At 61.8% G+C, this 25879-nt stretch carries 30 protein-coding genes and 2 tRNA genes; 2 read left to right on the plus strand and 30 right to left on the minus strand.

All coding sequences use genetic code 11. From position 1 onward, the window contains the following. Nucleotides 1–6 precede the first annotated feature (6 nt). The 21 genes from GTP46_RS20070 to GTP46_RS20170 all read right to left on the minus strand — a co-directional run bounded on the left by GTP46_RS20070 (nucleotide 7) and on the right by GTP46_RS20170 (nucleotide 16964). Entirely contained in the window at nucleotides 7–1020 is a 1014-nt protein-coding gene (locus GTP46_RS20070; protein ID WP_161008401.1) for an amidohydrolase family protein, read from the minus strand. Further along, a complete protein-coding gene (locus GTP46_RS20075; RefSeq protein ID WP_161008402.1) occupies nucleotides 1017–1550 on the minus strand; it encodes a 3-hydroxyanthranilate 3,4-dioxygenase in 534 nt (177 codons plus the stop codon). The genes GTP46_RS20070 and GTP46_RS20075 overlap by 4 nt, the downstream gene beginning before the upstream one ends. Before the next feature lie 15 nt (nucleotides 1551–1565). Then, the gene (locus GTP46_RS20080) at nucleotides 1566–1985 is read right to left on the minus strand and encodes a RidA family protein (protein ID WP_161008403.1); all 420 of its coding nucleotides are present in this window, start codon (nucleotides 1983–1985) and stop codon (nucleotides 1566–1568) included. A gap of 2 nt (nucleotides 1986–1987) precedes the next feature. Continuing rightward, a complete protein-coding gene (locus tag GTP46_RS20085) occupies nucleotides 1988–2800 on the minus strand; it encodes a 2-keto-4-pentenoate hydratase (protein ID WP_229259034.1) in 813 nt (270 codons plus the stop codon). Then, nucleotides 2797–3825 carry a 4-hydroxy-2-oxovalerate aldolase gene (gene dmpG, locus GTP46_RS20090; protein WP_161008404.1) on the minus strand — a complete coding sequence of 343 codons (1029 nt, stop codon included), beginning with the start codon at nucleotides 3823–3825 and terminating at the stop codon, nucleotides 2797–2799. Before dmpG ends, GTP46_RS20085 begins: the two co-directional genes overlap by 4 nt. A gap of 10 nt (nucleotides 3826–3835) precedes the next feature. Then, nucleotides 3836–4783 (minus strand): acetaldehyde dehydrogenase (acetylating), encoded by a 948-nt coding sequence (locus GTP46_RS20095; protein WP_161008405.1) that lies wholly within the window; start codon nucleotides 4781–4783, stop codon nucleotides 3836–3838. Nucleotides 4784–4801: 18 nt separating this feature from the next. Beyond that, nucleotides 4802–5584, minus strand: coding sequence for a 2-keto-4-pentenoate hydratase (gene mhpD, locus GTP46_RS20100; RefSeq protein WP_161008406.1), 783 nt, complete (start codon nucleotides 5582–5584; stop codon nucleotides 4802–4804). Further along, nucleotides 5581–5979: a RidA family protein gene (locus GTP46_RS20105; RefSeq protein ID WP_161008407.1), complete on the minus strand. Its 399-nt coding sequence runs from the start codon at nucleotides 5977–5979 to the stop codon at nucleotides 5581–5583. The genes mhpD and GTP46_RS20105 overlap by 4 nt, the downstream gene beginning before the upstream one ends. 9 nt (nucleotides 5980–5988) lie before the next feature. Further along, a complete protein-coding gene (locus tag GTP46_RS20110) occupies nucleotides 5989–7458 on the minus strand; it encodes a 2-hydroxymuconic semialdehyde dehydrogenase (protein WP_161008408.1) in 1470 nt (489 codons plus the stop codon). 91 nt (nucleotides 7459–7549) lie between these two features. After that, complete coding sequence (locus tag GTP46_RS20115) at nucleotides 7550–8554, minus strand: LysR substrate-binding domain-containing protein (protein ID WP_202414360.1); 1005 nt, start codon at nucleotides 8552–8554, stop codon at nucleotides 7550–7552. Further along, nucleotides 8541–9200 carry a GntR family transcriptional regulator gene (locus tag GTP46_RS20120; protein ID WP_161008409.1) on the minus strand — a complete coding sequence of 220 codons (660 nt, stop codon included), beginning with the start codon at nucleotides 9198–9200 and terminating at the stop codon, nucleotides 8541–8543. The genes GTP46_RS20115 and GTP46_RS20120 overlap by 14 nt, the downstream gene beginning before the upstream one ends. Before the next feature lie 43 nt (nucleotides 9201–9243). Then, complete coding sequence (locus tag GTP46_RS20125) at nucleotides 9244–10032, minus strand: sulfite exporter TauE/SafE family protein (protein WP_161008410.1); 789 nt, start codon at nucleotides 10030–10032, stop codon at nucleotides 9244–9246. Nucleotides 10033–10043: 11 nt separating this feature from the next. Then, complete coding sequence (locus tag GTP46_RS20130) at nucleotides 10044–10637, minus strand: malonic semialdehyde reductase (RefSeq protein WP_161008411.1); 594 nt, start codon at nucleotides 10635–10637, stop codon at nucleotides 10044–10046. After that, on the minus strand, nucleotides 10634–11011 hold the full coding sequence (locus GTP46_RS20135; protein ID WP_161008412.1) for a RidA family protein: 378 nt from the start codon (nucleotides 11009–11011) through the stop codon (nucleotides 10634–10636). Before GTP46_RS20135 ends, GTP46_RS20130 begins: the two co-directional genes overlap by 4 nt. Then, complete coding sequence (locus GTP46_RS20140; protein ID WP_161008413.1) at nucleotides 11008–11925, minus strand: dihydrodipicolinate synthase family protein; 918 nt, start codon at nucleotides 11923–11925, stop codon at nucleotides 11008–11010. The genes GTP46_RS20135 and GTP46_RS20140 overlap by 4 nt, the downstream gene beginning before the upstream one ends. 21 nt (nucleotides 11926–11946) lie before the next feature. After that, the gene (locus GTP46_RS20145; protein ID WP_161008414.1) at nucleotides 11947–12894 is read right to left on the minus strand and encodes an alpha/beta hydrolase; all 948 of its coding nucleotides are present in this window, start codon (nucleotides 12892–12894) and stop codon (nucleotides 11947–11949) included. Then, nucleotides 12894–13697 (minus strand): ABC transporter ATP-binding protein, encoded by an 804-nt coding sequence (locus GTP46_RS20150; protein WP_161008415.1) that lies wholly within the window; start codon nucleotides 13695–13697, stop codon nucleotides 12894–12896. Before GTP46_RS20150 ends, GTP46_RS20145 begins: the two co-directional genes overlap by 1 nt. After that, complete coding sequence (locus tag GTP46_RS20155) at nucleotides 13697–14440, minus strand: ABC transporter permease (RefSeq protein WP_161008416.1); 744 nt, start codon at nucleotides 14438–14440, stop codon at nucleotides 13697–13699. Before GTP46_RS20155 ends, GTP46_RS20150 begins: the two co-directional genes overlap by 1 nt. Before the next feature lie 12 nt (nucleotides 14441–14452). Next, entirely contained in the window at nucleotides 14453–14995 is a 543-nt protein-coding gene (locus GTP46_RS20160; protein WP_161008417.1) for a VOC family protein, read from the minus strand. A gap of 26 nt (nucleotides 14996–15021) precedes the next feature. Then, nucleotides 15022–16026, minus strand: coding sequence for an ABC transporter substrate-binding protein (locus GTP46_RS20165; protein ID WP_161008418.1), 1005 nt, complete (start codon nucleotides 16024–16026; stop codon nucleotides 15022–15024). Next, nucleotides 16023–16964: a fumarylacetoacetate hydrolase family protein gene (locus GTP46_RS20170; RefSeq protein ID WP_161008419.1), complete on the minus strand. Its 942-nt coding sequence runs from the start codon at nucleotides 16962–16964 to the stop codon at nucleotides 16023–16025. The genes GTP46_RS20165 and GTP46_RS20170 overlap by 4 nt, the downstream gene beginning before the upstream one ends. Before the next feature lie 105 nt (nucleotides 16965–17069). Here GTP46_RS20170 and GTP46_RS20175 point away from each other — a divergent pair, with 105 nt between their 5' ends. Continuing rightward, nucleotides 17070–17978 carry a 2-hydroxyacid dehydrogenase gene (locus GTP46_RS20175; RefSeq protein WP_161008420.1) on the plus strand — a complete coding sequence of 303 codons (909 nt, stop codon included), beginning with the start codon at nucleotides 17070–17072 and terminating at the stop codon, nucleotides 17976–17978. Here the strand turns inward: GTP46_RS20175 and GTP46_RS20180 are convergent. After that, nucleotides 17971–18450: a VOC family protein gene (locus GTP46_RS20180; RefSeq protein ID WP_161008421.1), complete on the minus strand. Its 480-nt coding sequence runs from the start codon at nucleotides 18448–18450 to the stop codon at nucleotides 17971–17973. The genes GTP46_RS20175 and GTP46_RS20180 overlap by 8 nt on opposite strands. Before the next feature lie 139 nt (nucleotides 18451–18589). On the opposite strand from GTP46_RS20180, the gene GTP46_RS20185 reads away from it, so the two are divergent. Then, nucleotides 18590–19663: a porin gene (locus tag GTP46_RS20185; RefSeq protein WP_161008422.1), complete on the plus strand. Its 1074-nt coding sequence runs from the start codon at nucleotides 18590–18592 to the stop codon at nucleotides 19661–19663. Between the two features lie 14 nt (nucleotides 19664–19677). On the opposite strand, the gene GTP46_RS20190 is transcribed toward GTP46_RS20185, so the two are convergent. From GTP46_RS20190 to GTP46_RS20225, 8 genes are all read right to left on the minus strand, one after another. Further along, nucleotides 19678–19869 (minus strand): FxDxF family PEP-CTERM protein, encoded by a 192-nt coding sequence (locus GTP46_RS20190; RefSeq protein WP_161008423.1) that lies wholly within the window; start codon nucleotides 19867–19869, stop codon nucleotides 19678–19680. Nucleotides 19870–19962: 93 nt separating this feature from the next. Further along, complete coding sequence (gene bcaP, locus GTP46_RS20195; protein ID WP_161008424.1) at nucleotides 19963–21354, minus strand: branched-chain amino acid transporter BcaP; 1392 nt, start codon at nucleotides 21352–21354, stop codon at nucleotides 19963–19965. Between the two features lie 134 nt (nucleotides 21355–21488). After that, nucleotides 21489–22271: a 3-hydroxybutyrate dehydrogenase gene (locus tag GTP46_RS20200; RefSeq protein WP_161008425.1), complete on the minus strand. Its 783-nt coding sequence runs from the start codon at nucleotides 22269–22271 to the stop codon at nucleotides 21489–21491. Between the two features lie 10 nt (nucleotides 22272–22281). Next, a complete protein-coding gene (locus tag GTP46_RS20205) occupies nucleotides 22282–23472 on the minus strand; it encodes a patatin-like phospholipase family protein (RefSeq protein ID WP_371869707.1) in 1191 nt (396 codons plus the stop codon). After that, a complete protein-coding gene (locus GTP46_RS20210) occupies nucleotides 23465–23968 on the minus strand; it encodes a carboxymuconolactone decarboxylase family protein (protein WP_229259035.1) in 504 nt (167 codons plus the stop codon). The genes GTP46_RS20205 and GTP46_RS20210 overlap by 8 nt, the downstream gene beginning before the upstream one ends. 218 nt (nucleotides 23969–24186) lie before the next feature. Beyond that, a tRNA-Ser gene (locus GTP46_RS20215) sits at nucleotides 24187–24279 on the minus strand. 148 nt (nucleotides 24280–24427) lie between these two features. Then, nucleotides 24428–24520, minus strand: a tRNA-Ser gene (locus tag GTP46_RS20220). Nucleotides 24521–24621: 101 nt separating this feature from the next. Next, a complete protein-coding gene (locus GTP46_RS20225; protein WP_161008428.1) occupies nucleotides 24622–25869 on the minus strand; it encodes an aspartate kinase in 1248 nt (415 codons plus the stop codon). Between the last annotated feature and the right edge of the window lie 10 nt (nucleotides 25870–25879).

A 25879-nucleotide genomic window follows, 5' to 3' on the forward strand; every position in this document is an offset into this window, starting at 1 on the left:
CTTTTTTCAGATGCCGAAGAAGGCTTGTGCATTGCCACTCAACAGTCTTTGCTGTCGTTCGGGCGTGAAGTCTGCTTCTTTGATGAGCCGTCCCACTTGCTGTTCGCCGAGCGGATACGGGTAGTCCGATCCCAGCATCACACGCTCCTCGCCCATCACATCGACCAGCAGCGACAGCGCGCGTTCATCGAAAACGGCCGAGTCAACGTAGAAGCGGTCGACGTACGACGATGGCGGATGCGGGCAGTCTTCACGCACGATGTCGCGCTGGTGCCACGCATTGTCCACACGTCCCAGCAGGAAGGCGAAGCTGCCGCCGCCATGGGCAAAGCAAATCTTCAGCGATTTCGGCAAGCGCTCGAAGGCGCCGGACATGATCAGCGACAGGATGCCGAGCTGCGTTTCGGCCGGCATGGCGACCAGCCATGGCAGCATCCATTTTTTCATGCGCTGCTCGCCGCCCATCATGTCCCATGGATGCACTAGCAGCGGGATGCCTTCGTTGGCGCAGTGGGTCAGGAAGGTCAGCAAGCCTTCGTCATCCAGATCCAGGCTACCCAGGTGGTTGCCGATCTGGACGCCGAGATGGCCGGTGGCCTTGGCGCGGCTGGCCTCACGGCAGGCCGCATCAATGTCCTGCAGTGGCACCTGCGCCAACGCCTTCAGGCGCGCCGGGTTGTGGGAGCACAGTTCGAGCGCATAGTCGTTCATGCGCTGCGCCCACGGCAAGGCCTGGGCGATCGGGTAGCGGTAGCCGAACATCACCGGCGTCGCCGACATCAGCTGGATATCCACGCCCGAACGGTCCATCTCCTCGATGCGGCGCGCAGGGTCCCACAGCGCCGAATACACAGGACGGAACGGCTGGTCGCCGGTCATGATCATGCCATGTTCGCTGTCGCGGACTTCCAGCCACGGCGCGGCCTGGGCATCCAATGCAGCTGCTTCCGCGCGCGTAATCGGCGGGAAGAAGTGCGAGTGAATGTCGATGACCGGGCTGGCTTTCGGCGCGGCGCTCATGCCGCGCTCCCAAGTTTGCCCGGATGGACGGTCTTACATTGCGGGCAGACCCGCAGCGCCGGATCGCCGTAGAAGCGCTGGAACAGCGGCGGCAAGTCGTCAACGATGCTTTGCAGCTGGACCTCGATGCGGTGCACCAGATGATTGCACTCCAGGCAGTACCACTCGAAGGCGTCACGCATGCCCTCTGGACGTTTACGTTCAAGCACCAGGCACAGGCTGTCGGGATCGGGACGCTGCGGCGAGTGGCGCACATGTGGCGCCAGCAGGAAGATGTCGCCCTCCTTCAGCTCCAGCCGTTCCACGCGGCCGTTGTCCATGATGTTTAAATACGCATTACCCTTAAACTGGTAGAAGAATTCTTCCAGCGGGTCGTCGTGATAGTCGGTGCGCTGATTCGGACCGCCGACCACCGTAACAATGAAATCCGCATCCTGCCAGATCTGCTGGTTGCCCACCGGTGGCTTGAGCAGATGCGCGTGTTCCGCAATCCACTGCTGGAAATTAAAAGGCTTGCCATATTTATACATTATTGTCTCCAGCGTTTATTTTAAAGGGTGCCAGGCGATGGCCTTGATTTCGATGAGCAGATGCGGGTGCGGCAGTTGGTGAACCGCCACAGTGGTGCGGGTCGGGCCGTCGTAATCGAAGTACTCACCATAGACCTCGTTGTAGCCGCCGAAATCGTTCATGTTGACCAGGAAGGTGCTGATTTCAACGATGTCCGACAGGTCGGCGCCAGCGCTGCGCAGGATGTCGCGGATGTTGTCGATGACGGCGCGGGTCTGTGCGCGGATGTCCAGCGCAGTGGTGCCCATCGCGTCCACTTCCACACCAACCAGCGTATTGTCCGGACGGCGCGAGCTGGTACCGGAGACGAACAGGAAATCGCCGGCACGTTTCAGGTGCGGGAATTTGCCGCGCGGCTGGGCCTTGCCCTCTACCAGTGTTGCTTCGGTCGTCATGCTCAGCCTCCCGTCAGGAATTCAGCGCGACCGAGGCCGCCGATGTCGACGCTGACATGCAGGCCGGGCTTGAACGCCTCGGCGGCGGTGGCCGCGCCAGCCATGATCAGCGAACCGGCCGGCAGCACCATGCCGCAATCGCTGGCTAGCTGCGACGCTTGCACCACGCTGCGCAACGGGTTGCCGAGGATGGCACCGGTGCTGCCCAGCGCCACCGGGCGGCCGTTGAAGCGCATGGTCACGCCGAGGTTATTCAAGCGTGACAGGTCGGCGCAAAACTCGCCCACCACCACGCCGGCCGACGAGCAGTTATCCGCCACCACGTCTTCCAGGCCGAATTTGAAGTTGCGGTAGCGCGAGTCGATGATTTCCATGGCCGGCGCCACGCCTGCCAGGTAACCGGCAGCTTCCAGCAAAGTGAGTGGACGGTCGATGGCGCGGCTAGTGAGGAAGCACAGCTCCGGTTCCACGCGCGGGTGAATGAAGTCGCTGAGACTCACGACGCCGCCCTCTTCGTACAGCATGGCGTCCGTCAGCAGGCCCCAGATCAGGCTATCGACGCCCATCTGGATCATCTTGGCGCGGCTGGTGAAACCCAGCTTGACGCCGACCGGCTTTTCACCGCGCGCATGGCGCAAGGCGATGGAGGCATGCTGGATGGCGTAGGCCTGTTCCAGGTTAAAGCCATGCTGCGGCGTTAGTGGGTCGATCTCCCCGCGCTCGCGCGCCGCGCTGTCCAGCAGCTGCGCCAGCGCAGCGATGTCGGTGCCAGGCATGCTCGCCACGTCAGTCAGGTGCCACGTTCCCGGATTCATGCTGCCTCCTTCGCACGGCGCTGCTGCACCAGATCCAGTGCGACATCGACTATCATGTCCTCTTGTCCGCCCACCATGCGCCGGCGGCCCAGTTCCACCAGGATGTCGACGGTAGCGATGCCGTAGCGCGACGACGCGGCTTCCGCGTGGCGCAGGAAGCTCGAATACACGCCCGCATAGCCCAGCGCCAGCGTTTCGCGGTCCACGCGCACCGGCCGGTCCTGCAATGGCCGCACCAGGTCATCGGCGGCGTTCATCAGCGTGAACAGATCGGTGCCGTGCTGCCAGCCGAGGCGATCGACGGCCGCAATGAACACCTCCAGCGGCGCATTGCCCGCGCCAGCCCCCATGCCGGCCAGCGAGGCGTCAACGCGGTCGCAGCCATGTTCGACGGCGACGATGGAGTTGGCCACGCCCAGCGACAGGTTGTGGTGGGCGTGCATACCGGTTTGCGTTTCCGGTTTCAGCACATCCTTGAAGGCCTTGAAGCGCTCAGCCACATCGCGCATCGACAGCGCACCGCCGGAATCGACCACGTAGACGCATTCCGCGCCGTAGGATTCCATCAATTTGGCCTGCTGCGCCAGCGCTTGCGGCGTCGTCATGTGCGACATCATCAAGAAGCCGACGGTATCCATGCCCAGCTTGCGCGCATGCTCGATGTGCTGGCGCGAGATGTCCGCTTCGGTGCAGTGGGTGGCAATGCGCACGGTGCGTGCACCGGCCTTATATGCCGCGTCCAGATCGTGCAGGGTGCCGATGCCCGGCAACAGCAGCGTGGCGATACGCGCGTGGGTCAGCACATCGGCCACCGCTTCGATCCATTCCAGATCGGTATGCGCGCCGAAGCCGTAGTTGAAACTGGAGCCACGCAGGCCATCGCCGTGCGCGACTTCGATGCTGTCCACTTTCGCTGCATCCAGCGCGCGGGCAATGGCTACCGCCTGCTCCAGCGTGTATTGGTGGCGGATGGCGTGCATGCCATCACGCAGGGTGACATCAGATACATAAATCTTTTTGCTCATGGCGTGTTCCTTATTTTGCCAGGGCGCTGGCGGCGATCTGCTCGGCCGTGGCCAGCGCGGCCGAGGTCATGATGTCGAGATTGCCCGCGTAGGCAGGCAGGTAGTGGGCCGCGCCCTCCACCTCGATGAAAATGGAGACCTTGAGGCCATGCATCTTGCCCAGGCCCGGAATATTCAGCGGGCGCTCCGCCGGAATGCGTTCGAACTGCACCTGCTGTTTCAGGCGATAGCCCGGCACGTAGCTGGCGACACTGGCCGCCATTTCTTCGACCGAAGCACGGATCTGGTCTTCGTTGGCGCCCTCCTCGGCCAGGCAAAATACGGTGTCGCGCATCATCAGCGGCGGTTCGGCGGGATTCAGCACGATGATGGCTTTGCCATGCGCGGCGCCGCCGACACTGACAATCGCCTGCGACGTGGTCTCGGTGAATTCATCGATATTGGCGCGCGTGCCCGGCCCCGCCGACTTGCTGGCGATGGAAGCGACAATCTCCGCGTAGTGCACCTTGGCGATGTGCGACACTGCGCGCACCATCGGAATCGTGGCCTGGCCGCCACAGGTGACCATGTTCAGGTTAGGCTCATTCAAGTGCGCCTCCAGATTCACGACCGGCACCACGTAAGGGCCGATGGCGGCCGGCGTCAGATCGATCACGCGCACGCCATGCCATTGCAGCAAACGGTTATGCTCCGCATGCGCGCCGGCCGAGGTGGCGTCGAACGCCAAGCGGATCTGCTTGAAATTCGGCAGCGCCGCCAGCCCTTGCACACCTTCGTGCGTAGTCGGCACGCCAAGCCGCGCGGCACGCGCCAGGCCATCCGAGTTCGGATCGATCCCCACCATGGCGCCCATCTTCAAGTGGCGCGCATTGCGCAGCACCTTGATCATCAGGTCCGTACCGATATTGCCGGAGCCGATGATGGCGACCTCCCAGCGATCTTGTTCTGTGTGTTGCATGAAATCTCCCTTGTTTTATCAGGCGCCGAAGGCGGCACGTACGCTGCCCAAACCCTCGATGCTCGCTTCGAATACGTCGCCGGGACGGGCCAGCGCCATCGGCCCCAGTGCGCCGGTCAGCACGATGTCGCCCGCCTGCAATGGGCTGCCGAGACGCGCCATGGTGTCGGCCAGCCAGACGGCGGCGCGCAACGGATTGCCAAGACAGGCCGCACCGGCGCCGGTCGACACCTGTTCGCCACGCTTTTCCATCACCATGCCGCAGCCCATCACGTCAAACTCGGACAGCTTGACGGGACGCGAACCAAGCACGAACAAGCCACTCGACGCGTTGTCGGCGATGGTGTCGGCCAGGCTGATGTCCCAGTTGGCGATACGGCTGCCGACAATCTCAATCGCCGGCAAGGCGTAGGCGGTGGCGCGCAGGATATCGGCCACGGTGTTTTGCTCGTGCGACAGCGAGCGCTCCAGCACCAATGCAATCTCGGCTTCCACCTTCGGCTGCAGCACGCGGCCCGGCGCCACTTCTTCGCCGTCGCACAAGCACATATCGGCATACAGCATGCCGAAGTCCGGCTGGTCCACGCCCAACTGCTTCTGCACTGCGGCCGAAGTCAGGCCGATCTTGCGGCCGACAGCGCGGCGGCCGCGTACCAGCCAGCGGTCGGTATTGATTTTCTGGACGGCGTAGGCGCTCTCGATGTCGGTGGCGCCTATCAGGTCGCGCACCGGTGCACATGGTTCGCCGCGCTGGTGCGCTTCCCAGATCCGGTCTGCGGCTTGCTGAATTTGCGTATTCATGGACGACGCTCCTGCACAAAAGTGAATTCGATTTCGACGCTGGCGCCCAGCGGCAGTGCGCTGACGCCGATGCTGGTACGTGCTGGAGGCGTGACCTCCGGCGTGAACACGGCTTCCCACGCGGCGTTGATGTCGCTGAACAGATCCATGCGCGTGGTGTAGATGCGAGCGATCAGCAGCTGGTCCAGCGTGACGCCGTAATCCGGCAAGGCGCGTTGCAGAATCGCGAGGATGAAGGCCGCTTCGGCGCCGGGTCCACCGGCCATCAGCGCGCCGGTGTCAGCATCGAGGGCGATCATGCCGGACAGCTGCACCGTGTCGCCTATGCGCACGCATGGGCTGTAGCGGAAGCGCGGTGCAGCGACCGCCGGGGACTGTATCGTTTGGCGTTGCATGCGATCTCCTTACAGTTTGATGCAGATGTTGGCGACGTCGGAATAGAAGTCGAGCGAATAGCGTCCGCCTTCGCGGCCAAGGCCGGACAGCTTGACGCCGCCGAACGGCGTGCGCAGGTCGCGCAGATACCAGGTGTTGACCCAGACCAGGCCAACATGGATGCGGCGCGCAACGCGGTGCGCGCGCGACAGGTTGGTGGTCCACAGCGCGCAGGCCAGGCCGTACTTGCTGTCGTTGACGCGGCCGATGATTTCTTCTTCATCGTCAAACGGCGCGATGTGGCATACCGGGCCGAAGATTTCTTCCGTGTTGCAGCGCGCGTTGTCCGGCAGTCCGGTCCACACGGTCGGCTGCACATAGGCGCCCTGGTCGCGGGCGTCGCCGAATACTGGCACGCCGCCACCGGCAACCACGGTCGCGCCCTCTTCCACCGCCAGCCGGTAGTAGCTCAGTACCTTGTCGCGGTGGCCGCGTGAAATCAGCGGCCCCATATCGACCTCCGCTTCATCCGGGAAGCCGATGCGCAACGCATGCACCTTTTCCTTGATCGCGGCGACGAATTTTTCATAGATCGGCCGCTGCACGTAGACGCGCTCGGAACACAGGCACACCTGGCCGGAGTTGGTGAACGACGAACGCACCACGCCAGCGACGGCGGCATCGAAGTCCGCATCGGCAAACACCACGGCGGCGTTCTTGCCACCCAGTTCAAACGACACTTCCTTGACGCCGTCCGCCACCGCTTTCATGATGGTGCTGCCAGTGCGCGATTCGCCGGTGAAGGTCAGCGCGTCGATGCCCGTGCTCTGGGTCAGGAACTGGCCGGCCGAATCAGCGCCGCGGCCGTGCACCAGATTGAAGACGCCTGGCGGCACGCCGGCGTGGCACATGACTTCCGCCAGCAGCGTGGCGCTGGCCGGCGACTCTTCGGACGGTTTGGCGACGACCGCGTTCCCACAGGCCAGTGCTGGCGCCACTTTCCACGTCAGCAGCAGCAGCGGCAAGTTCCACGGCGAGATGATGCCCACCACGCCCAACGGCTTGCGCACCGTGTAATTCAGCGCGCCGGCGCCATCGGCGGTTGGCGTCTCGAAGGCATCCGAGTTGGCGCAGGCGGCCAGGTCGGCGAAGGTGCGGAAGTTGGTGATGGCGCGGGCAATATCCAGGCTGCGCGCCTGATGAACAGGACGGCCGGTATCGCCCACTTCGGCGGCGACGAATTCGTCGAAGCGCGCTTCGATGCCGTCGGCGATTTTGTGCAGCATGGCGGCGCGCTGCTGCACGCTCATCTTGCCCCATGGCCCGGACAGCGCGCGGCGCGCGGCCGCTACCGCCGACTCCACGGTGGCGCGGTCGGCTTCGGACACCCGCGACAGCAGGCGGCCGTCAACGGGACAGAGGTTATCGAAAGTCGCTGCGCTGGCGACGAATTCGCCGCCGATGTAGTGGCGCAACAGGGCCGGTGATTCTGGTTTCAAGGCTGTCTCCTTATGCTCGTTATGAAATCGAGTATAGGGAGAAGCTGAAATAAAATATAATGAAAAAACCGGACTCAGGTATTCCTGTTTTTTATTGCAGTTCCTTGGCGGCCAGCGTCAGACAATCGATAAATCGTGCCGCTGCCGGCGTGCTGGCGCGGTCGCCGCGCACCGAATAACCGATGCGGCCAAAGGCGCCGATGTCACCCAGCTCCAGTATCTTCAGCAGCTTGAGTTGCGCGAAGTGCTGCGCCACGGCGCGCGGCATCAGGTTAATCGCCTGCATGGATTGCAGCAGACCGATATTGGTCAGCAGTGACAGCGACTCCACCACGTTGGACGGCATTGGCAGGCCGGCATCCGCAAACAGGCGCTCTGCGCGCAGGCGCGCGGGCGATTCGATGGTCGGCAGTAGCCATGGCCAGTCCAGCAACTGCTTCAATTCGATCTTGGGCTGGCTGGCCAGCGGGTGTTCGCTCCAGACCACCGCGCACAACGCCTCACTATATAGCTCCGTGTGGCGGAAGCTGTACATGCGGGCCAGCGGCAGGTCGGCTTCCGGCAAGCGGCCGACTACCAGATCCAGTTCGCCGGTGGCCAGCGCGGGGAACAGGCGGTCGGTTGGGCCTTCGCGCACCGTCACTAGTACGCCGGGACGGTCCGCCTTCAGTTTGGCGATAGCGATAGGCAGCAGCCGCGCCGACGCCGAGATCAGCGTGCCGACCACCACATGGCCCGATTCGCCGGAGCGGAAGGAATTCAGTTCGTCCGTCAGGTAGCGCAATTCGGCAATGACGGCTTTGACGCGGTCGCCCAGCAGCGCCGCATAGCAGGTTGGCACAACGCCGCGATTAGTCCGTTCGAACAGTTCAACGCCCAGATCCGCCTCCAGCTCCTGGATCGCCTTGGTGACGGCGGGCTGGGTCAGATTCAGTTCACGCGCGGCGCGCGCAATGGATTGCGACACCAGCACGCGGTCGAAAATCAGCAGCGGCTTGAGTTTAATCCGCCGCAGCATGACATCCACCAGCGGGATGTTGACGCGATTGCCATCGCCCGGCCGCTCCGCCGGCACCTCGTCGTCATCGGGCTGCATGGGCATCCTGACGTTCGCGCATCACTTCCAGCACATGGACATTGAGGCGGTTGGCATGATCGCGCATCGCCAGGTAGGAACGCTCCGCATCGCCGCCAACGATGGCTTCCACCACCGCCGCATGCTCCTCCTGCGACTTGGCCAGACGCCGCTCCACACCACCTTGTGCGGCGCGAAACTGGTTCAGGCGCAGGCGCAGCTTGTCGATGCTATCGGCCAGGCTGCGGTTATGCGCGCCGGCGCAGATCAGTTGATGGAACTTGCCGTTCATTTCAAGATAGCCTTCTTCATCGCCCTGCTCGATGCACTCCAGGCTTTGCAGATGGATTAGCTCCAGCTGTTTTTTCTGTACAGCGCTCATGCGCTGCGCGCTGATGCGGCAGCACAGCGCTTCCAGCTCGCCCAGCGCTTCCAGCGTATCGGCCAGTTCATCGAGGCTGATGCTGACCACAATGCCGCCTTTGCGCGGACGCAGTTCGATCAGGCCATTCGAGGCCAGTTCGCGCAGCGCTGCGCGGATGGGCGTGCGCGACACCTTGAAGCGCTCGCCGATGGCGTTTTCTTCCAGGCTGTCTCCGGGCGCCAGGGTGCCATTGATAATTTCGTCTGCAAGGATGCGATAAAGCCGCATCGAAATGGTTTCCATCGTTTTTGCTCTTATCTACAAAGTTTCGACACTATACAAGACACTATAAACTAAACAGCATCCTGGTTCCCACCGCCAGCAACAGCAGCGCAAACAGCTTTTTGAGTTTCGCGACCGGCAGCGCATGGGCCAAGCGCGCGCCCAGCGGTGCGGTCAGCACACTGACGCCAGCAACCGCGATCAGCGCTGGCAGATAGACGAAGCCCAGGCTATGTTCCGGCAGCCCGGCCACGCGCCAGCCATTCAGCACATAGCCAGTCGCTCCTGCCAACGCAATCGGAAAGCCCAAGGCGGCCGAGGTGCCGATCACCGTATGCAGCGGCACATTACACCACGTCATAAAGGGAACGGACAAGGTGCCGCCGCCGATGCCGACGAAGCTGGACACCACGCCGATCGCGCCACCGGATGCCAGCATGCCGCCGCTTTCCGGCAGCTGGCGGCTCGGCGCGGGCTTGATATTCATGAGCATCTGGACGGCGACGAAGTAGGCAAAGGCCACAAAAATCGCTTTCAGCAGATTGCTGGACATGTGGGCTGTCAGCCACACGCCGGCCAGCGTGCCAAGCACGATGCCGGGCGTGAGCTGGCGCACCACGACCCAGTCGACCGCGCCGCGCCGATGGTGCGAACGCAGGCTGGCGACGGAGGTGAATAGTATCGACGCCATCGAGGTGCCCAAGGCCAGATGCAGCGTGTATTGCGGCGGGAAGCCGTGCGCCGCATACACCAGGGTCAGCACCGGCACAATGACCGTACCGCCGCCCACGCCGAGCAAGCCGGCCAATATCCCGGCAAAGGCGCCGAGACCGAGGTAAAGCAGGATATCCATGTATGTTCTCTTTATAGTAGCGTGCACACTTGATCGAAGCGCAGGCGTGGACTGCGCGGGAAAATTTTGGCGTGATCGCCATGACCGAGATTGCAAATGAAATTCACGCGCACCCGCCCATCGGGGAAGAACTCGCGGTTGACAGCCGCCGCATCGAAGCCGGAGACCGGGCCGCAGTCCAGCCCCAGCGCGCGCGCCGCCAGCATCAGGTAGGCGCCTTGCAGGCTGCCATTGCGGAAGGCCGTGGCTTCCGCCAGCACGGCGTTGTTGGCGAACAGCGTGGCTGCGGTTGGATTGTGCGGAAACAGCTGTGGCAAATGCGCGTGGAATTGCAAGTCATAGCCGATCACCGCCACCACCGGCGCATCGCGCACTTTATCGACGTTGCCGGGATTGATGGCGGGGAGCAGCCGCTCCCTGGCCTCGGCCGTGCGCAAGAACAGCACGCGCGCCGGGCTGCCATTGACGCTGGTTGGGCAGAGCTTCATTAAGTCATAGACCTGCACCAGCAGTTCGTCGTCCACCGTTTTGAGCAGCCAGCCGTTGTGCGAGCGCGCGGCGCGGAACAGCAGATCGAGGCCGGCGTCGTCGAGCCGCGCATTCATACAACCTCCGGTTTGTAGGCGGTGACGCTCAACTCCACTACCATGTCCGGATGCGGCAGCTGCGCCACGCCCACCGTGGCGCGCGCGGCGCGGCCGTTGAACGCCTGCGCATAGACTGCGTTGTAAGCGTCAAAGCAGGCCATGTCAGTCAGGTAGCTGGTGACGGACACGCAGTCATCGAGCGTGGCGCCCGCCTCCGCCAATGCGGCCCTGATTTTGTCGATCACGACGCGCGTCTGCAAAGCCGCGTCACGTGGCTGCGCGCCGGCCACGCTGCCATCCGCCTGACGCGCGCTCATGCCGGAGACGTAAATAAAATCCCCGGCGCGGCACCACGCCGGATAACGACCCAGCGGCGCGATCGCAGCGCTCATGCCGCCTCCAGCCCAGGCATGGCGAAACCAGCGGCCGACAACAGCGCATGCAGCTCGTCCTGCTGCTGCCCGCTCAAGGCCCGCAGCGGTGGACGCTGGCGCTGCCACTGCGGATCATCGCGATAATGCGCCAGCGTCCACTTGAGTGCCGCGATCATCGGATACTTTTGGATGATCTGGCGTATCGTATCCAACGAGGCTTGCGCCTTGGCGGCGTCCGGCGAGCGCCAGTCGGCGCACATCGCACTGATTGCCGCCGGATTGATGTTGATCGTCGCTGAAATGCAGCCCGCAGCACCAAGCGGCAAGGCGCGTGACAGCAGACTTTCCGATGCCGGGAAAATGGACAGCTGCGGGAAGTTCTTCAGCATCGCCTCCAGGTTGGCCCAGTCACCGGAGCTGTCCTTGACGCCGGCAATCTGCTGCGGGAAGCGCGCCGCCAGCCGTTCGATCAAATTCAGCGAGATCGGCACGCCGGAGAAAGCCGGGATGTGATACAGGAACACGCGAAGATTTTGCATCGCCACGCGCTCAATCACCTCGGCGTAGTAGTCAAACAAGCCGTCGTCGGAGACGCCTTTGTAGAAAAATGGCGGCAGCATCAGCACACCCGCACAGCCGTGCAAGGTCGCATGGCGGCTCAACTCCACCGTGTCCGGCAGCGCGCAGCAACCGGTGCCCGGCAAAATGCGGCTCGCATCCAGTCCATTGGCTATCAGGTGATCAAGCAACACCACTCGCTCGCTGACGGTGAGCGAATTTGCCTCGCTATTGGTGCCGAATACCGCCAGCCCGGCGCCCTGCTGCTGCAACCAGCGGCAATGCTGCGCGAAGCGCTCAACATCAGGACTCAGGTCCGCCTTGAATGGCGTAACGGCGGGCGCAAAAGCCCCTGTCAATCGGTTTGACATCATGATACTTCTCCAGTGAGTGATTCAAATGGGTCGCGTGTGATCCAGGAAGTCGATCAACGCAGGACCGAAGCAGCGGTCCGCTGTGCCTAGATGTGCGACGATGGACGTGTGGTTATGGCCTGGCACGCGCAGTAAAGTGCACGGCGCCGATGCGGCACGCGCGCGCCGGTAAAACTCTTCGCCGTAGCTATCGAGATAAGGATTCTCAAACTCCGCAATCGCCACCATTGCCGGCATATCGAGCCGCGCCGCATGCGTGCAAGGCGACAGTTGGTCATAGCGCGCCGCATCGTCGCCCCAATACGCCCGCACGCCCGCCGCATTCGGATTGCCGGGCAAGACGTCCGCCCGCAAGCGCGCGCTGATCAGCGCCAGTCCTGATAGCCCTCCCCCGCTGTGCCGCGCCGCCTCCAATGCCGGATCGAGCACATACGCCGCCGCATGCGCGCCGCCGGCCGAGTGCCCGGCCAACACGATATGCTGCGGATTGCCGCCAAACCTGCCAGCGTTCCGCCGCAACCACGCCAGCGCCAGCGCAATGTCCTCACTGCCGGCGGGATACGCGGCCTCCGGCGCCAGCCGGTACTCCAGGTTCACCGCCACGTATCCTTGCTGCGCAATATAGCGCGTCACATTGCCGTAGATTTCGGCGTTGCTGTTCATATTCCCGCGCATGAAGGCGCCGCCATGCACAAACACCACCACTGGCGCGGGCGGCGCGCCCTGCGCATCGTCCTGGCGATAGATGTCCATGCACTGGCGCGGATGCTCGCCATACGCCAGCCCGGCATTCACCCGCACGCCGTCCTTGCTGGCCGCCGCATGGTGCGGCGTGTAGATCGCTACCACCTGCTCGCGATGGCGATTGATGTCGTCCGCCCAGCGCGGCCCCATCGCCAGCAAAGTCTCGCGCTCTGCATCGGACAGGCCCGCAAACGGCGGCGCCCAGGAACGGAACGGAGCGCCCATCAATACACTCCCATGATCTGGCTGATCTGCGCGATATATTCTCCGTAGCGCGGATTGCCCTTGATGTTTTCCGGCCGCCGCGGACGCGGCAAGTCGATCGTAATATCATGGATCACGCGCCCCGGCCGCGCTGACATCACCAGCACGCGGTCCGACAGGAATACCGCTTCCTGTATGCTGTGCGTGACCAGCAGCACCGTCTTCATATGCTCCTGCCAGATGCGCAGCAGTTCGACGTTCAGCAAGTCGCGCGTCAGCGCATCGAGCGCGCCAAACGGTTCGTCCATCAGCAGGATCTGTGGATCCAGCGCGAGGATCTGGCCGATCGAGGCACGTTGCCGCATGCCGCCGGACAGCTCATGCGGATAGCTGTTCTCGAATCCCGACAAGCCAAGAGTGCGCGTCAGCTCACGCACCTTGTGCGCAACCGCCGCCGAAGGCAGCTTGCGCAACTGCGCGCCCAGCATCATATTCTGCTCCACCGTCAGCCAGGGCAGCATGTTACTGGTCTGGAAAACCACGCCGATATCGGACGTCGGTCCATGCACATCGCGGTTCGCCACTTGCACCACGCCTTCGCTGTGCGGCACTAATCCGGCAACGATGCGCAGCAAGGTGCTCTTGCCGCAGCCGCTGGGGCCAAGAATGGAGACAAACTCCCGTTCGCGCACGGACAGCGAGACATCCTCCAGCGCATTGACCGACTGCTTGCCTGGGAAGCGCTTGACCACATCCGCCACGCGGATCGCCAGCTTGCTGGCGCCAGGCGCCACCGCCGGCATTACTTTGAGTTGAGCCATCATCACACCGCCTTTCCGCGCCACCAGACCGCGCGCGACAAAACTTCCACTAGCCAGTACAACAAACTGGCCAGCACCGTAATGGTCAGGATTGCAGCAAACATCAGGTCCGTCTGCGCATTGGCCGTGGCCAGCGTCATCAGATGTCCCAACCCTTTTTCCGAACCGATGAATTCACCGACAATGGCGCCGATCACCGCCAGCGGCATGGCGATCTTCACGCCGTCCACAAAGCTCGGTAGCGCCGACGGCAGCTGCAAGCGCAACAAGGTGTCCCAGCGCGAGGCGCCAAGTGCGCGGAAATGCTCGTCCAGATTCGCCGCGATGCCCGCCATTCCACCCAAGGTCGCAATCACCAACGGGAAGAACGCAAACAGGAAGGTGGATGCCAGCTTGGACGAAAAGCCATAGCCGAACCACACAATCATCAGCGGCGCCAGCGCAATCTTCGGCATGCTTTGCAGCGCTGTGATGAGCGGATAAAGCGTGCGCCGTGCAATCGCGCTGAAGTGAATTGCAACGCCCAGCAGCAAGCCGCCAACCACCGCCAGCGCGAATCCCGCCAGCACTTCCAGCAGCGTGACCCAGCTTTCCGCCAGCAATAGCTCGCGCTCCTGCCAGCCCGCTGCGACTACCTTGCTCAGCGACGGCATCAGGTAACTGCGCACACCGGCCAGCGTCACACCGTACTCCCATACCAGCGCCACTGCGCCCCAGAACAGAATCGTCTCCATGATGCGTTTCATGAAGGCCTCCGTTCAGTGTTTGCCAGACTTTGCGTCGATCACCGCTTGCGGCGGTGCGACCACAAAGTGCTTGAAGCGATACTGGTCGAAGGAGTCGATGTTCCGTTCCCACACCTGCGGGCGGTAGTCGCTGCCCGGCGGGATCTGCGTCATCTCGCAATACACCTCGACGTTGTTTCCATCCGGGTCTTTAAACACCAGGAACAGATTCTCGCCCGGACCATGCTTGCCGATGCCACGCACGATTTCGATGCCATGTTCCTGCAGCACCTTCACGGTGCGATCGATCTCCGCGCGGTCTTCCACCAGATAGGAGAAGTGCTCCATGCCCGGCCGGCCGTAATGCGGCAGATCGTTGAAGCCTTCGGCATCCCTGGGGATCTGCGACAGCGCCAGATCGTGGTGGTCTTCGCCAGCACGCAGGAACACCATCTGGTCGGAAATCCAGTCCGATACCTGCAGGCCCACCACCTCGGTATAGAAGCGCGCCGATTTCTGAATGTCGCGCACCATCAGCACCAGGTGTCCGAGTTTTTTTGGTCGTAGTTTTTCCATGCTTGTCTCCATGTCCGTCTTGTTTTTTAGTCGACGAATCGATTGGTATAGATATCGGAAGGTTTGACGCTGGTGGTGACGTTGAAGGCCTTGTGCACGAAGTCCACCGTCGACTGCATGCGTTCCTCCTGCATCCAGCCCGGCTTCTTGCCGGCGGCTTCCGGCGCCTGCATCAGCACCGTGGTCTCTTCAATCTGCTGGCGCAGCACCGTGCGGTCGATCAGCTTCTGCTGGGTGGCCACCAGCGCCACCGCTTCCTGCGGATTCTTCGACTGGAACTCATAGCCGCGATAGGTGGCCTGCATGAAGCGCCGCACCACTTCCGGCTTCGCCGCAATCAGCTTTTCGCTGGTGACAATGCCATTGCCGTACAAATTGAGATTGAAATCGCGGTAGCGCAGCACGCCGATCTTCATGTCGTTCTTTTGCGCCATCTTCTCCAGCACCGGCTTGTTGGCGCCTTCCCAGCATTCCGCCAGGTCGATGCTGCCGTCCAGGAAGGCGGTGTTGATGACGGCGGGATCGAGGCGCAGCAGCTTGACGTAATCGGCCGGCAGCCCGTTGGCCTGCAACCACGCGGGAATCACATTGTGCAGCGGTGATGCGGCGCCACCACCGATCACCATCCCTTTCAGGTCGGCGATGGTCTTGATCTTGCGGCCTGGTTTGTCGACATAGCACAAGGCTCCCGGCCAGCGCGTATTGATCGCCCCCACCATCACCGTCTTGCCGCCCTGCGCACGGTTCAGCATTACGCTGATCGGGTCACCGTAGCCGAATTCAAACAAGCCCTGATCGACTTCGTTGACGGTACGCTGCCCACCGTAGCCGCGCGTGACGCTGACATCCAGTCCCGCCTCGGTGTAATAGCCCTTGGCGATGGCGATCAGCACACCGCTGGTACTGCCCTGCGGCAGCCAGGCCAGATTGAAGCGGACCGCGTCCGCCGCCCTTGCCGGCTGCGCCGCCAGCATGGCCAGTGCCAGCGACGTCGTCACCGCACGCCGTATGAACCGGTGCGCGCGCTTCATGCTGCCACCACGCGGTTGCGGATGCTGCCGATCTTCTCGATGGAGGCGATCATCTCATCGCCAGGTTTGAGATAGATCTCTCGGCCCATGCCGACGCCGGCCGGCGTACCGGTGGCCAGCAAGTCGCCCGGCTTCAGCGTCAACATGCCGGACAGGTAGGCGATCTGCTCGGCGATGTTGAAGATCATCGCATCGGCGGTATCGTTCTGCATCATCTCGCCGTTGACGCTCAGTTTCAGGCGCAGGCTTTGTGGCGCTTCGATGCAGCTGCGCGGTACCACCCATGGCCCCATCGGGCCGAAAGTGTCGTGGCTTTTGCCACGGAACCAGTCATGCTTGAACGGATAGTCGCTGCGGCGATTCAGGTCGCGCGCGGTGACGTCGTTGAACACCGTGTAGCCGGCGATGACATCGTAGGCTTGCTCCACGCTGACATTGCGACAGGTCTTGCCGATGATGACGCCCAGCTCCACCTCCCAGTCCAGCTTTTCCGTACTGGCCGGCATGACGACGTCGGTATCGGTGGCGGTGACGCTGGTCTCCGCCTTCATGAAACAGAACGGCATGCTCTCGGTACGCGGCGCCAACTCTGTGCCCATCTCGCGTGCGTGTTCATAAAAGTTGGACGCGGCGCCGAAGATGCGACCCGGCGTGTAAGGAACGCACAACCGGTAGGACTGCTCCACCAGCGGCGCCACGCGGCCACTGGCCAGCAGCGGTGGCAGCGCGCGCGACATCTGTTCCAGTAACGCGGCGTTGACCTCCCAATTCTGCAAAGCGCTGCCCAGATCCGGCGCCAGGCGCGGACCACCTTCGCCCAGCGCACCAGCTTCGATCAACTGCGCCACGTCGTACAGCCGATGGTCTTCCGCCACCAATGCCAGCCGCGTGCCGCCCTTGCCTACGGTGTGATCATAACTTGCGATTGCGTGCCACATGCATCATCTCCTCGTTATTGAATTAAGGTATACAGTATGTATTATCCGTATACATAGCAAGATGAATGTGTAAAAATCTTCACATCACATCAAAAGGAGACGTTCATGGAGCTACTGCTCTTGATAGAAATGGCTGCGCCGTTTGTGGCGGATCTGCAGTCACGCTGGCCGCTGGCTCGGCACACGCCACAGCGCGTCGGCGAGGTTCGCATCGCCATCACCAATGGCAGCACAGGCCTGAGCGCGCAGCAGATGGATGCGCTGCCTTCCTTGCAGCTGGTGTGCTGCTACGGTGCGGGCTATGAGAATGTGGACCTGCCAGCGGCACATGCGCGTGGCATCGCCGTCACACACGCGCCGGGAGTGAATAACGCCTCCGTTGCCGATCATGCGATGGCGCTGATGCTATCCAGCGCGCGCGCCCTGCCACTGCTGGATCGCGCGGTGAAGCAAGGCAAGTGGCTAAGCCACCGCGCCGCGCGGCCAGCGATACATAGCAAGCGCCTCGGCATTGTCGGCATGGGGAATATAGGCGCGCTGATTGCGCGCCGGGCGGAAGGTTTTGATATGGAGATTGCGTACCACGCGCGCCACGCGCGGCCCGACGCAGCTTATCGCTACGTGAACAATCTGCCAGAGCTGGCGCGTGACAGCGACTACCTGATCCTCGCCTGCCCCGGCGGCGCAGCCACGCGCCACATGGTGAACAAAGAAGTGCTGGAGGCCCTTGGTCCACAAGGCTTCCTGATCAACATCGCGCGCGGTAGCGTGGTCGATACGGCCGCGCTAATCGAAGCGCTACTGCAGAAACGCATTGCCGGCGCGGCCCTCGACGTCATCGAAAATGAGCCGGCCATCCCTGCCGATGCCACACAACTCGATACGCTGATCCTCACGCCCCACATCTCGGGCCGCTCTCCGGAAGCACAACAGGCGCAGCATGATGCGCTGCTCTACAACATCCGGGCCTGCCTGGAAGGCCGGCCGCTGCGCCATGTGCTAACGCTTAATTGATGCCGGTACGGTCGGCCTTCAGGTCCGGATGGCGCAGCGCCGGACCTGTAGCGCCAGCCGCCTCCACATCCTTCACCGCGCCGCCCCAGCCGTGATCCGTGAGGTCGAAGATGACGCCATTCGGATCGCGATACTTCACTTCGTAGAAGATATTCCCTTTCACCGGCACCTCGCCCATGTAGTACGTACCACCCGCCGCTTCAGCATCTTTGCGCGCAGCGGCGATGTCGTCTACCCACATGCCAATGTGATGCAAGCCGACGAAATCCTTGCCGCGATCCTCGCCCGCCGCCTGGTCGCTCTTGTAGTTCAACAGCGCGATCGACATCACGCCATCGCTCAGATAAACGCCGCGCGCCAACGAGGAATCGGTCTCGCCGACCTTTTTGAAACCGAAAGCCTGAATGTAAAACTCCGCCGTCTTCCAGGGGTCGGGAACGGACAAAGCGATGTGACGTAGCTTGGTGCTCATGGTGCTCTCCATAGTAGTGATAAGACTTGCCCGGCCATTGTACGAAGGCCCGAATTTAATGTATACGCTTTTATTTAAATGTATACATATAGAGACAGCCGTTTTATGATGCCGAAATAATGACCACCGGAGACCGACCATGAAGCGCCATGCATTCCCTCTCACCCTGCTCGCCTTGAGCCTGCCTGCGCTGGCAGCCAGCGATAACGTCAGCATCTACGGCTTCCTCAAGGTCGACGCCGAAACCGTGCAGGCCGCAGGCGTGCGCACGCAGCGCGTGTCGAATAATTTATCGGTGCTGGGTTTTCGCGGAACGGAAGATCTGGGCGGCGGCATGCAGGCGCTGTTTCAGATCGAAATGCCGGTGGCGGTGGATACCGGCGGTGGCGGCGACTTCACGCGCAACACGGCAGTTGGCGTGCGCGCAGGTTTTGGCCAGGTGATGCTGGGGATATGGGAGTCGCCTTACCGCTTTGTGTCGGTCTATGCGATCGATCCTTTCACGGCGGGGATCTTTGCATCCAACGCCATCATGGGCAATGGTTTTACCACGGCGGCGAATGCCATCGCGCCGGCGTCATTCGACCGCCGTCAGAAAAATCTGCTGCAGTATTTCACGCCAGAGTATCAAGGCTGGAATGCACGCGTTGCGGTCAGCGCGCGCGAGGAAGCCAGCGGCGCCGCCAATCCCGGCATGGCGTCCGGACTAGTCACGTATGAGAATGGGCCGCTGTACCTGGCCTATGGCGTTGAACAGCACAAGGACTACTTCGCCGCTGGCACCACGGATATTGGCCACAAGATCGGCGCCGCCTACAGCATCGGCGATACGCGCCTGCGCGCGGCGTGGGAATACCTGCGCTACGAGCCGACTGCCACCACACATCTGCGCCGCAATGCGATGCAGCTGGCGGCGACGCACACCAACGGACGCCATATCCTACGGGCCTCCGTCGCCAAGGCATTCAATGCGCGCGGCAATGCTGCTATCAGCGTTGGCGGCATCGTACGGCCGGGCGCCGATTCGGGCGCGCTGCAATATGCGGCCGGTTACGGCTACACGCTGTCCAAGCGCAGCGAGTTGTGGGCCGCCTACACGCGCGTGCGCAACGGGCGCAATGCGGCATACAACTTATCCGCCAATCCCATCGCGGGACTGTCCGCAGGACAGGATCCCTCGGGCCTTGGAATTGGCGTGCTCCACAAATTCTAAATTGAAGCTGTGAATTACGACTGGCGACGGCGGGCGGCAACGCCCAGCAGGCCCAGGCCAACCATCAGCATGCCATAGGTAGCTGGTTCCGGCACGGCGCTGATATTCAGCACGACGCGGGTATCGGTAGTGAAGCTCAGGCCGTTCCAGTTCACCGACGCCACATTGCCGCTGATGCCGACATTAGCCGCGCTAAAGCCTACCATGTTGGTGCTGCCGATAAGATCAACTCAAGTGAAATAAAAACAACTATCAGCCTGCAACTAAAACAACACGCCAATAGTCGTATCCAGCCTTGCTTAATTGGCCTGATTCAAGGCCGAATGATGGCGGGCGTAGGTGAAATACACCACCAAGCCGATCAGCAGCCACACGGTGAAGGCGATCCACGTCACGGCGCTGAGGAAGATCATCAGCGCGCCGCAGAACAGGATGGCCAGCACCGGAATCACCGGCACACCAGGGCAGCGGAAGGCACGCGGCAGGTCAGGACGCTGCTTGCGCAGCACGATTACGGCCAGCGACACCAGGCAGAACGCCGCCAGCGTGCCGATATTCGCCAGTTCGCCCAGCACCTGCAGCGGCACCAGCGCACCCAGCAGGCCGAACACGATGCCAACCAGCCAGGTCGCCACGATAGGCGTACCAGCGCCGTTCAACGCCGACAGTTTTTTCGGCAGCAGGCCGTCGCGCGACATGGCGTACAGCACGCGGCTCTGGCCGAAGGCCATCACCAGGATCACGGTGCTCATGCCGAGGATGGCGCCGAGGTCGACGAAACCGGCGAACCAGTTTTCACCGGCAAATTGCAGCGCCAGCGAGACCGGGTGGTCTATGCCTTTGAACTGGGTGAACGGCACAATGCCGGTCATGATGACAGTCACGATCACGTACAGCACGGTGCAAACAGCCAGCGAGCCGATGATACCGATCGGCAGGTCGCGTTTCGGATTTTTCACCTCTTCCGCCGCCGTGGTGACGGCATCAAAGCCGATGAAGGCAAAGAACACCAGCGCCGCAGCGCTCATCACGCCATTCACGCCATACGGCATGAACGGATGCCAGTTAGCCGGCGCCACGTGGCGCACGCCGACGAAAATAAACAGCAGCACTACGCTGATCTTCACCACCACCATGATGTTGTTGATTCGCGCCGACTCGCGCACGCCCAGCGACAGCATGACGGTCAGCAGCATCATGATCACAAAGGCAGGCAGGTTGAAGAAGGTCGTCACGCCTGGAATCGCGCCCGGCGCAGCCGACAGTGCGACCGGGATGTGCAAACCAAAGCCGCTCAGCAGCGACTGGAAGTAGCCGGACCAGCCGACTGACACGGCGGAGGTCACCAAGCCATATTCAAGAATCAAGTCCCAGCCGATCATCCACGCCACCAGTTCGCCGAGGATGGCGTAGCTGTAGGTGTAAATGCCGCCCGCCACCGGCAGGATGGAGGCGAACTCGGCGTAGCACAGTGCGGCGAAACCGCAGGCAAACGCCGCCACCACAAACGACAATGCCAACGCCGGGCCGGCGGTGGTTGCGCCACTGCCGGTCAGCACGAAAATGCCGGTGCCGACGATGGCGCCGATGCCCATCAACACCAGATCGACCGGACCCAGCACTTTTTTCAGGCCGCCAGTGGCGCTGGCCGCGCGCATGGCATCGAAATCCTTGGTTCTAAAAAGACTCACTACAGCTACCTCCACTATTGTTTTGAACAGGTCTTGTGGACCGGTTGTGCCTATGGCTTGTATGGCATTCTTTGAACACCAAAGCGCGGCAGTATGCCACAACTGGGAGGTAAGGGGCTAAGTCGCGGGGCGCACTACTGCATGAACCAGCCGTGGCTGACCACGATCGACTGCCCGGTCAGGGCATTGCTCGGGAACGCCGCCAAGAACAGCGCCGTCTGCGCCACATCGTCTACTGTAGTGAATTCGCCGTCGACTGTCTCCTTCAGCATCACGTTCTTGATCACCTCCGCCTCGGTGATGCCCAGCTCCTTGGCCTGCTCCGGTATCTGCTTTTCCACCAGCGGCGTGCGCACAAAGCCGGGGCAAATGACGTTGGCGCGGACACCATGCGCAGCGCCCTCTTTTGCCACTGTCTTGGCCAGGCCGATCAAGCCATGCTTGGCGGTGACGTATGGCGCTTTCAGCACCGAGGCTTCTTTTGAATGCACTGAGCCCATATAGATCACACTACCGCCGCGTTTTTGCGCGTACATGCGCTTCAGGCAAGCGCGTGTGGTCAGGAAGGCGCCATCCAGGTGGATCGCCAGCATCTTCTTCCAGTTGGCGAATTCGAAGGATTCGATCGGCGCCACGATCTGGATGCCGGCGTTGGATACCAGGATGTCGATCCCGCCCAGCTTGTCCGCTGCAGCGGCGATGCCAGCCTCAACCTGCTCTTCATTGGTAACGTCCATCGCCACTGCAATTGCGCGCTGGCCCGATGGATCGAGCTCACGGGCAGCCGCCTGCGCCTGCTCGAGGTTCAGGTCGGCGATGACGACCTTGGCGCCATTCTGGAAATAGACGGTGGCGATCTGCTTGCCGATACCGCTGGCCGCGCCGGTGACGACAGCAACTTTGTCTTGAATATTCATGATGATCCCTTTAAATAGGTTGAGCCGGCTTCGTGAGGAAATCGAAGACGGCTGGGTTGTTTTCAACGCTCGGTAACTTCATAATTTCTTCGTGCGCGAGGGTGGCGTCGGCATCGCTGTAGCCGGCCTGCCAATGCTCGTTCATGGTACGGCGCGAAAACTCCACGTCCTTGTACTGCCCTTCGTAGGTCGCCGAGCGGTACACCAGTTCAACGATGTTGTAGCGCGTGGCGTCTGCTGCTGCCGCCAGAAGCTGGGCTTGCGGCGAGGCCGCAATCTCGGCCGGAATCACAGCCAGCAGCTCGCTTAGCGCGGCCCGCAATTTCTTCACTTTGCGCAGGGAGTCGGTGGCGGCACGCGTGCGGCTGGAGTACTGAATCTCTTTCATGCGCGTGGCGACACTGGCCAGGTCGCTCGGTAGCTCGCCGTGCGCACTCCACAAGTCCACTTGCCACACCTGGGTATCCAGCCCGGAGCTGTTGGACAGCACCCAGTCGAGCGGCGTGTTAGACACCATGCCGCCATCCCAATACTTTTCGTCGCCGATCTGGACGGCATCAAAGCCCGGCGGCAAGGCACCGCTGGCCATGATGTGCTCGGGCCCTATGATCAGGTGGGAGGCGTTATCGAAGTAGGCGAAATTGCCGGTGCGGACGTTGACCGCGCCAACGCTCAGGCGCGTCTCGCCGGCGTTGATGCGGTCGAAATCGACCAGCCGCTCAAGCGTGGCGCGCAGCGGCGCCGTATCGTAGTAGCTGGTGGCGCCGCCGCCGTTCCATAGCAAATATGGTGGCGGCATGCGCGGCTCGAAAAAGCCATTCACGCCCAGCGCAAATGCGCGGAGCGCGGCCAGCTGATTCACCCACGTCCGGGCGGCGTCAACCATCGGCTGCCCGGTCCAGACGCCCGACACGCCGCTTTCGCAATCGCTCACCAGCTCCCAGAATTCACGCAGCCGCGCGACCCGGTTTTCCCTAGCGTTGCCGGCAATGATGGCGCAGTTGATGGCGCCGATCGAAATGCCGGACAACCAGGTGGGCTCGATGCCCTCTTCCAGCAAGCGTTCATACACGCCGGCCTGGTAGGCGCCCAGCGCGCCGCCACCTTGCAGCACCAGCGCCACGCTGCCGAACTCGGACTTGGCCCGGCTGGCCGGCGCGATGCGGGCGTCGCGCGCCACAGCAGGATCGCGCTTATTCACGTTCCGGCACCGGTACGTTAAAGCCATTCAGCGTGGTCGATACCAGCGCATACAGGCCGACGAGGTAGATCAATTCGTTGGTGCCGTGCTGGCCGAACGTAGCGATGGCCAGACGGTATAGCGGTTCGGGCAGCGTGCCGCCGCGGCACAAGGCGTAGGAGAAGTCGAAGGCGACGTTTTCTTCTTTCGACAGGTCGGCCGGTTTCAGGTCCGCTACCAGTGCGGACAGGCGCTCGGCCGACATGCCCTCTTTTTCGGCGACGGCAATGTGGGCATACAGCTCATAGGCCGCGTCATAACGGGCGCCGACCACCAGGATCGCAATCTGGCGCACGTTGTCGGGCAAGACGGCATTGGCGGTCATGGCCAAGGTCAGGTCCCAGATCGCCTTGCCGATGCCGGGTTCGTGCAGCCACGGATTCCAGGGCCCCATCAGGGCGCCGTCTTCGTTTTCGACCTTGAAGGCGTTGAAGTTGCTGGCAATGCCCTTGCGCATACTGTCGTACAGGGTCTTTTGCTCAGGAGTGAGTTGGTTTGGGGGGATGAGTGGAAGTCGCAATGTGTCCTCGCATAATGGGATGGATATCAAAGCAACGTATGGGGCGCAGAGACCTTGCAGGTTGCCTCGGCGTTTATTCTGGCAGTTTGGAAATCAGCCCGGCGCCCGATTGGCGCGGAAATGAAAAAACCCGCCGAAGCGGGTTTTTAGTGTACTGGCGGAGACGGTGGGATTCGAACCCACGATACAGGTATAAGCCGTATGCATCCTTAGCAGGGATGTGCCTTCGGCCACTCGGCCACGTCTCCTAGTCGATTGCTCAACTATGTCGTTTCAGTAAGCACCGAAGCGACGAGCAACATAGTATAGGGTGGTGTTCGATTGGTCAAGACACAAACAAACACAAACAAACACAAACAAAAAAGCCTCCCTTGCGGGAGGCTTTTTTGTTTGTTCTGGCGGAGACGGTGGGATTCGAACCCACGATACAGGTATAAGCCGTATGCATCCTTAGCAGGGATGTGCCTTCGGCCACTCGGCCACGTCTCCTAGTCGATTGCTCAACTATGTCTGCCGTGAAGCAGACGACCGCCATAGTATAGACCGTGATCCATTTGGTCAAGGCAACTACAACGGTTTTTTTGAAAAATTTATGCCTTTTCCAGTTCGAACGCTTTGTGCAGCGCACGTACGGCAAGTTCCATGTATTTCTCGTCGATCAGCACAGAAATTTTGATTTCCGAGGTCGAGATCATCATGATGTTGATGCCCTCTTCCGACAAGGTACGGAACATTTTCGACGCCACACCCACGTGCGAACGCATGCCTACGCCGACCACCGAGATCTTCGACACTTTGGCGTCGCCGGTGATGCTGGCCGCGCCCAGCTGGTCCTTGGTGCCGTTCAGCACGTCCAGCGCTGGCTGGAAGTCGTTGCGTGGCACGGTGAAGGTGAAGTCAGTCTTGCCATCCACCGACTGGTTCTGGATGATCATGTCGACTTCGATGTTGGCATCGGCCACCGGGCCCAGGATGTGGTAAGCCACGCCTGGACGGTCTGGCACGCCCAGCACGGTGATTTTGGCTTCATCGCGGTTGAACGCGATACCGGAGATGACTGCTTGTTCCATGTGTGTATCTTCCTCAAACGAGATCAGGGTGCCGGAGTTGGCTTCTTCTTCGATGTCCAGCATCGGGTCGGTCAGCGACGACAGAACGCGGGTCGGCACGCGGTAGTTACCGGCGAATTCGACCGAACGGGTCTGCAGCACTTTCGAGCCCAGCGACGCCAGTTCCAGCATTTCTTCAAAAGTGATGGCTTTCAGGCGACGCGCTTCCGACACCACGCGCGGATCGGTCGTATAAACGCCGTCAACGTCGGTGAAGATCAGGCATTCATCGGCTTTCATGGCGGCGGCAATTGCCACGGCCGAGGTGTCCGAACCACCACGGCCCAGCGTGGTGATGTTGTCTTCGTCGTCCACGCCCTGGAAGCCGGTGATGATGACGATTTTGCCGTCGTCCAGGTCGCGGTTGACTTTGTCGTTGTCGATCGACTGGATACGGGCCTTGGTGTAAGCGGAATCGGTTTTAATCGCGACTTGCCAGCCGGCGTAGGCCACGGCCTTCTTGCCTATCGCTTGCAGTGCCATCGACAGCAGGCCGACGGACACTTGTTCGCCGGTCGAGGCGATCATGTCCAGTTCGCGTGGGTCTGGCTGGGCTTGAATTTCCTTGGCCAGGCCGATCAGGCGGTTGGTCTCGCCCGACATTGCTGATGGAACCACCACAATGCGGTGCCCGGCGTCATGCCACTTGGCGACACGCCGCGCGACGTTCTTGATACGGTCCGTCGAACCCATCGACGTACCGCCATATTTGTGCACGATTAAAGCCATAACAGTGAGT

The organism is Duganella flavida (assembly GCF_009857445.1).
Taxonomy (GTDB): Bacteria; Pseudomonadota; Gammaproteobacteria; order Burkholderiales; family Burkholderiaceae_D; genus Rugamonas; species Rugamonas flavida.

Excerpts from the sequence above, each read along its gene's own strand:
- GTP46_RS20175 (WP_161008420.1), top strand. The coding sequence starts at position 17,070 with ATGGAGCTACTGCTCTTGATAGAAATGGCTGCGCCGTTTGTGGCGGAT.
- GTP46_RS20180 (WP_161008421.1), bottom strand. The coding sequence starts at position 18,450 with ATGAGCACCAAGCTACGTCACATCGCTTTGTCCGTTCCCGACCCCTGG.
- GTP46_RS20170 (WP_161008419.1), bottom strand. The coding sequence starts at position 16,964 with ATGTGGCACGCAATCGCAAGTTATGATCACACCGTAGGCAAGGGCGGC.
- GTP46_RS20120 (WP_161008409.1), bottom strand. The coding sequence starts at position 9,200 with ATGGAAACCATTTCGATGCGGCTTTATCGCATCCTTGCAGACGAAATT.
- GTP46_RS20200 (WP_161008425.1), bottom strand. The coding sequence starts at position 22,271 with ATGAATATTCAAGACAAAGTTGCTGTCGTCACCGGCGCGGCCAGCGGT.
- GTP46_RS20095 (WP_161008405.1), bottom strand. The coding sequence starts at position 4,783 with ATGCAACACACAGAACAAGATCGCTGGGAGGTCGCCATCATCGGCTCC.
- GTP46_RS20085 (WP_229259034.1), bottom strand. The coding sequence starts at position 2,800 with ATGAATCCGGGAACGTGGCACCTGACTGACGTGGCGAGCATGCCTGGC.
- GTP46_RS20145 (WP_161008414.1), bottom strand. The coding sequence starts at position 12,894 with ATGGGCGCTCCGTTCCGTTCCTGGGCGCCGCCGTTTGCGGGCCTGTCC.
- GTP46_RS20160 (WP_161008417.1), bottom strand. The coding sequence starts at position 14,995 with ATGGAAAAACTACGACCAAAAAAACTCGGACACCTGGTGCTGATGGTG.
- GTP46_RS20075 (WP_161008402.1), bottom strand. The coding sequence starts at position 1,550 with ATGTATAAATATGGCAAGCCTTTTAATTTCCAGCAGTGGATTGCGGAA.
- GTP46_RS20185 (WP_161008422.1), top strand. The coding sequence starts at position 18,590 with ATGAAGCGCCATGCATTCCCTCTCACCCTGCTCGCCTTGAGCCTGCCT.
- GTP46_RS20225 (WP_161008428.1), bottom strand. The coding sequence starts at position 25,869 with ATGGCTTTAATCGTGCACAAATATGGCGGTACGTCGATGGGTTCGACG.
- GTP46_RS20155 (WP_161008416.1), bottom strand. The coding sequence starts at position 14,440 with ATGAAACGCATCATGGAGACGATTCTGTTCTGGGGCGCAGTGGCGCTG.
- GTP46_RS20140 (WP_161008413.1), bottom strand. The coding sequence starts at position 11,925 with ATGATGTCAAACCGATTGACAGGGGCTTTTGCGCCCGCCGTTACGCCA.
- GTP46_RS20150 (WP_161008415.1), bottom strand. The coding sequence starts at position 13,697 with ATGATGGCTCAACTCAAAGTAATGCCGGCGGTGGCGCCTGGCGCCAGC.
- GTP46_RS20135 (WP_161008412.1), bottom strand. The coding sequence starts at position 11,011 with ATGAGCGCTGCGATCGCGCCGCTGGGTCGTTATCCGGCGTGGTGCCGC.
- GTP46_RS20115 (WP_202414360.1), bottom strand. The coding sequence starts at position 8,554 with ATGCAGCCCGATGACGACGAGGTGCCGGCGGAGCGGCCGGGCGATGGC.
- GTP46_RS20080 (WP_161008403.1), bottom strand. The coding sequence starts at position 1,985 with ATGACGACCGAAGCAACACTGGTAGAGGGCAAGGCCCAGCCGCGCGGC.
- GTP46_RS20165 (WP_161008418.1), bottom strand. The coding sequence starts at position 16,026 with ATGAAGCGCGCGCACCGGTTCATACGGCGTGCGGTGACGACGTCGCTG.
- mhpD (WP_161008406.1), bottom strand. The coding sequence starts at position 5,584 with ATGAATACGCAAATTCAGCAAGCCGCAGACCGGATCTGGGAAGCGCAC.
- GTP46_RS20190 (WP_161008423.1), bottom strand. The coding sequence starts at position 19,869 with ATGGTAGGCTTTAGCGCGGCTAATGTCGGCATCAGCGGCAATGTGGCG.
- GTP46_RS20125 (WP_161008410.1), bottom strand. The coding sequence starts at position 10,032 with ATGGATATCCTGCTTTACCTCGGTCTCGGCGCCTTTGCCGGGATATTG.
- GTP46_RS20105 (WP_161008407.1), bottom strand. The coding sequence starts at position 5,979 with ATGCAACGCCAAACGATACAGTCCCCGGCGGTCGCTGCACCGCGCTTC.
- GTP46_RS20130 (WP_161008411.1), bottom strand. The coding sequence starts at position 10,637 with ATGAATGCGCGGCTCGACGACGCCGGCCTCGATCTGCTGTTCCGCGCC.
- dmpG (WP_161008404.1), bottom strand. The coding sequence starts at position 3,825 with ATGAGCAAAAAGATTTATGTATCTGATGTCACCCTGCGTGATGGCATG.
- GTP46_RS20070 (WP_161008401.1), bottom strand. The coding sequence starts at position 1,020 with ATGAGCGCCGCGCCGAAAGCCAGCCCGGTCATCGACATTCACTCGCAC.
- GTP46_RS20210 (WP_229259035.1), bottom strand. The coding sequence starts at position 23,968 with ATGCGCAAGGGCATTGCCAGCAACTTCAACGCCTTCAAGGTCGAAAAC.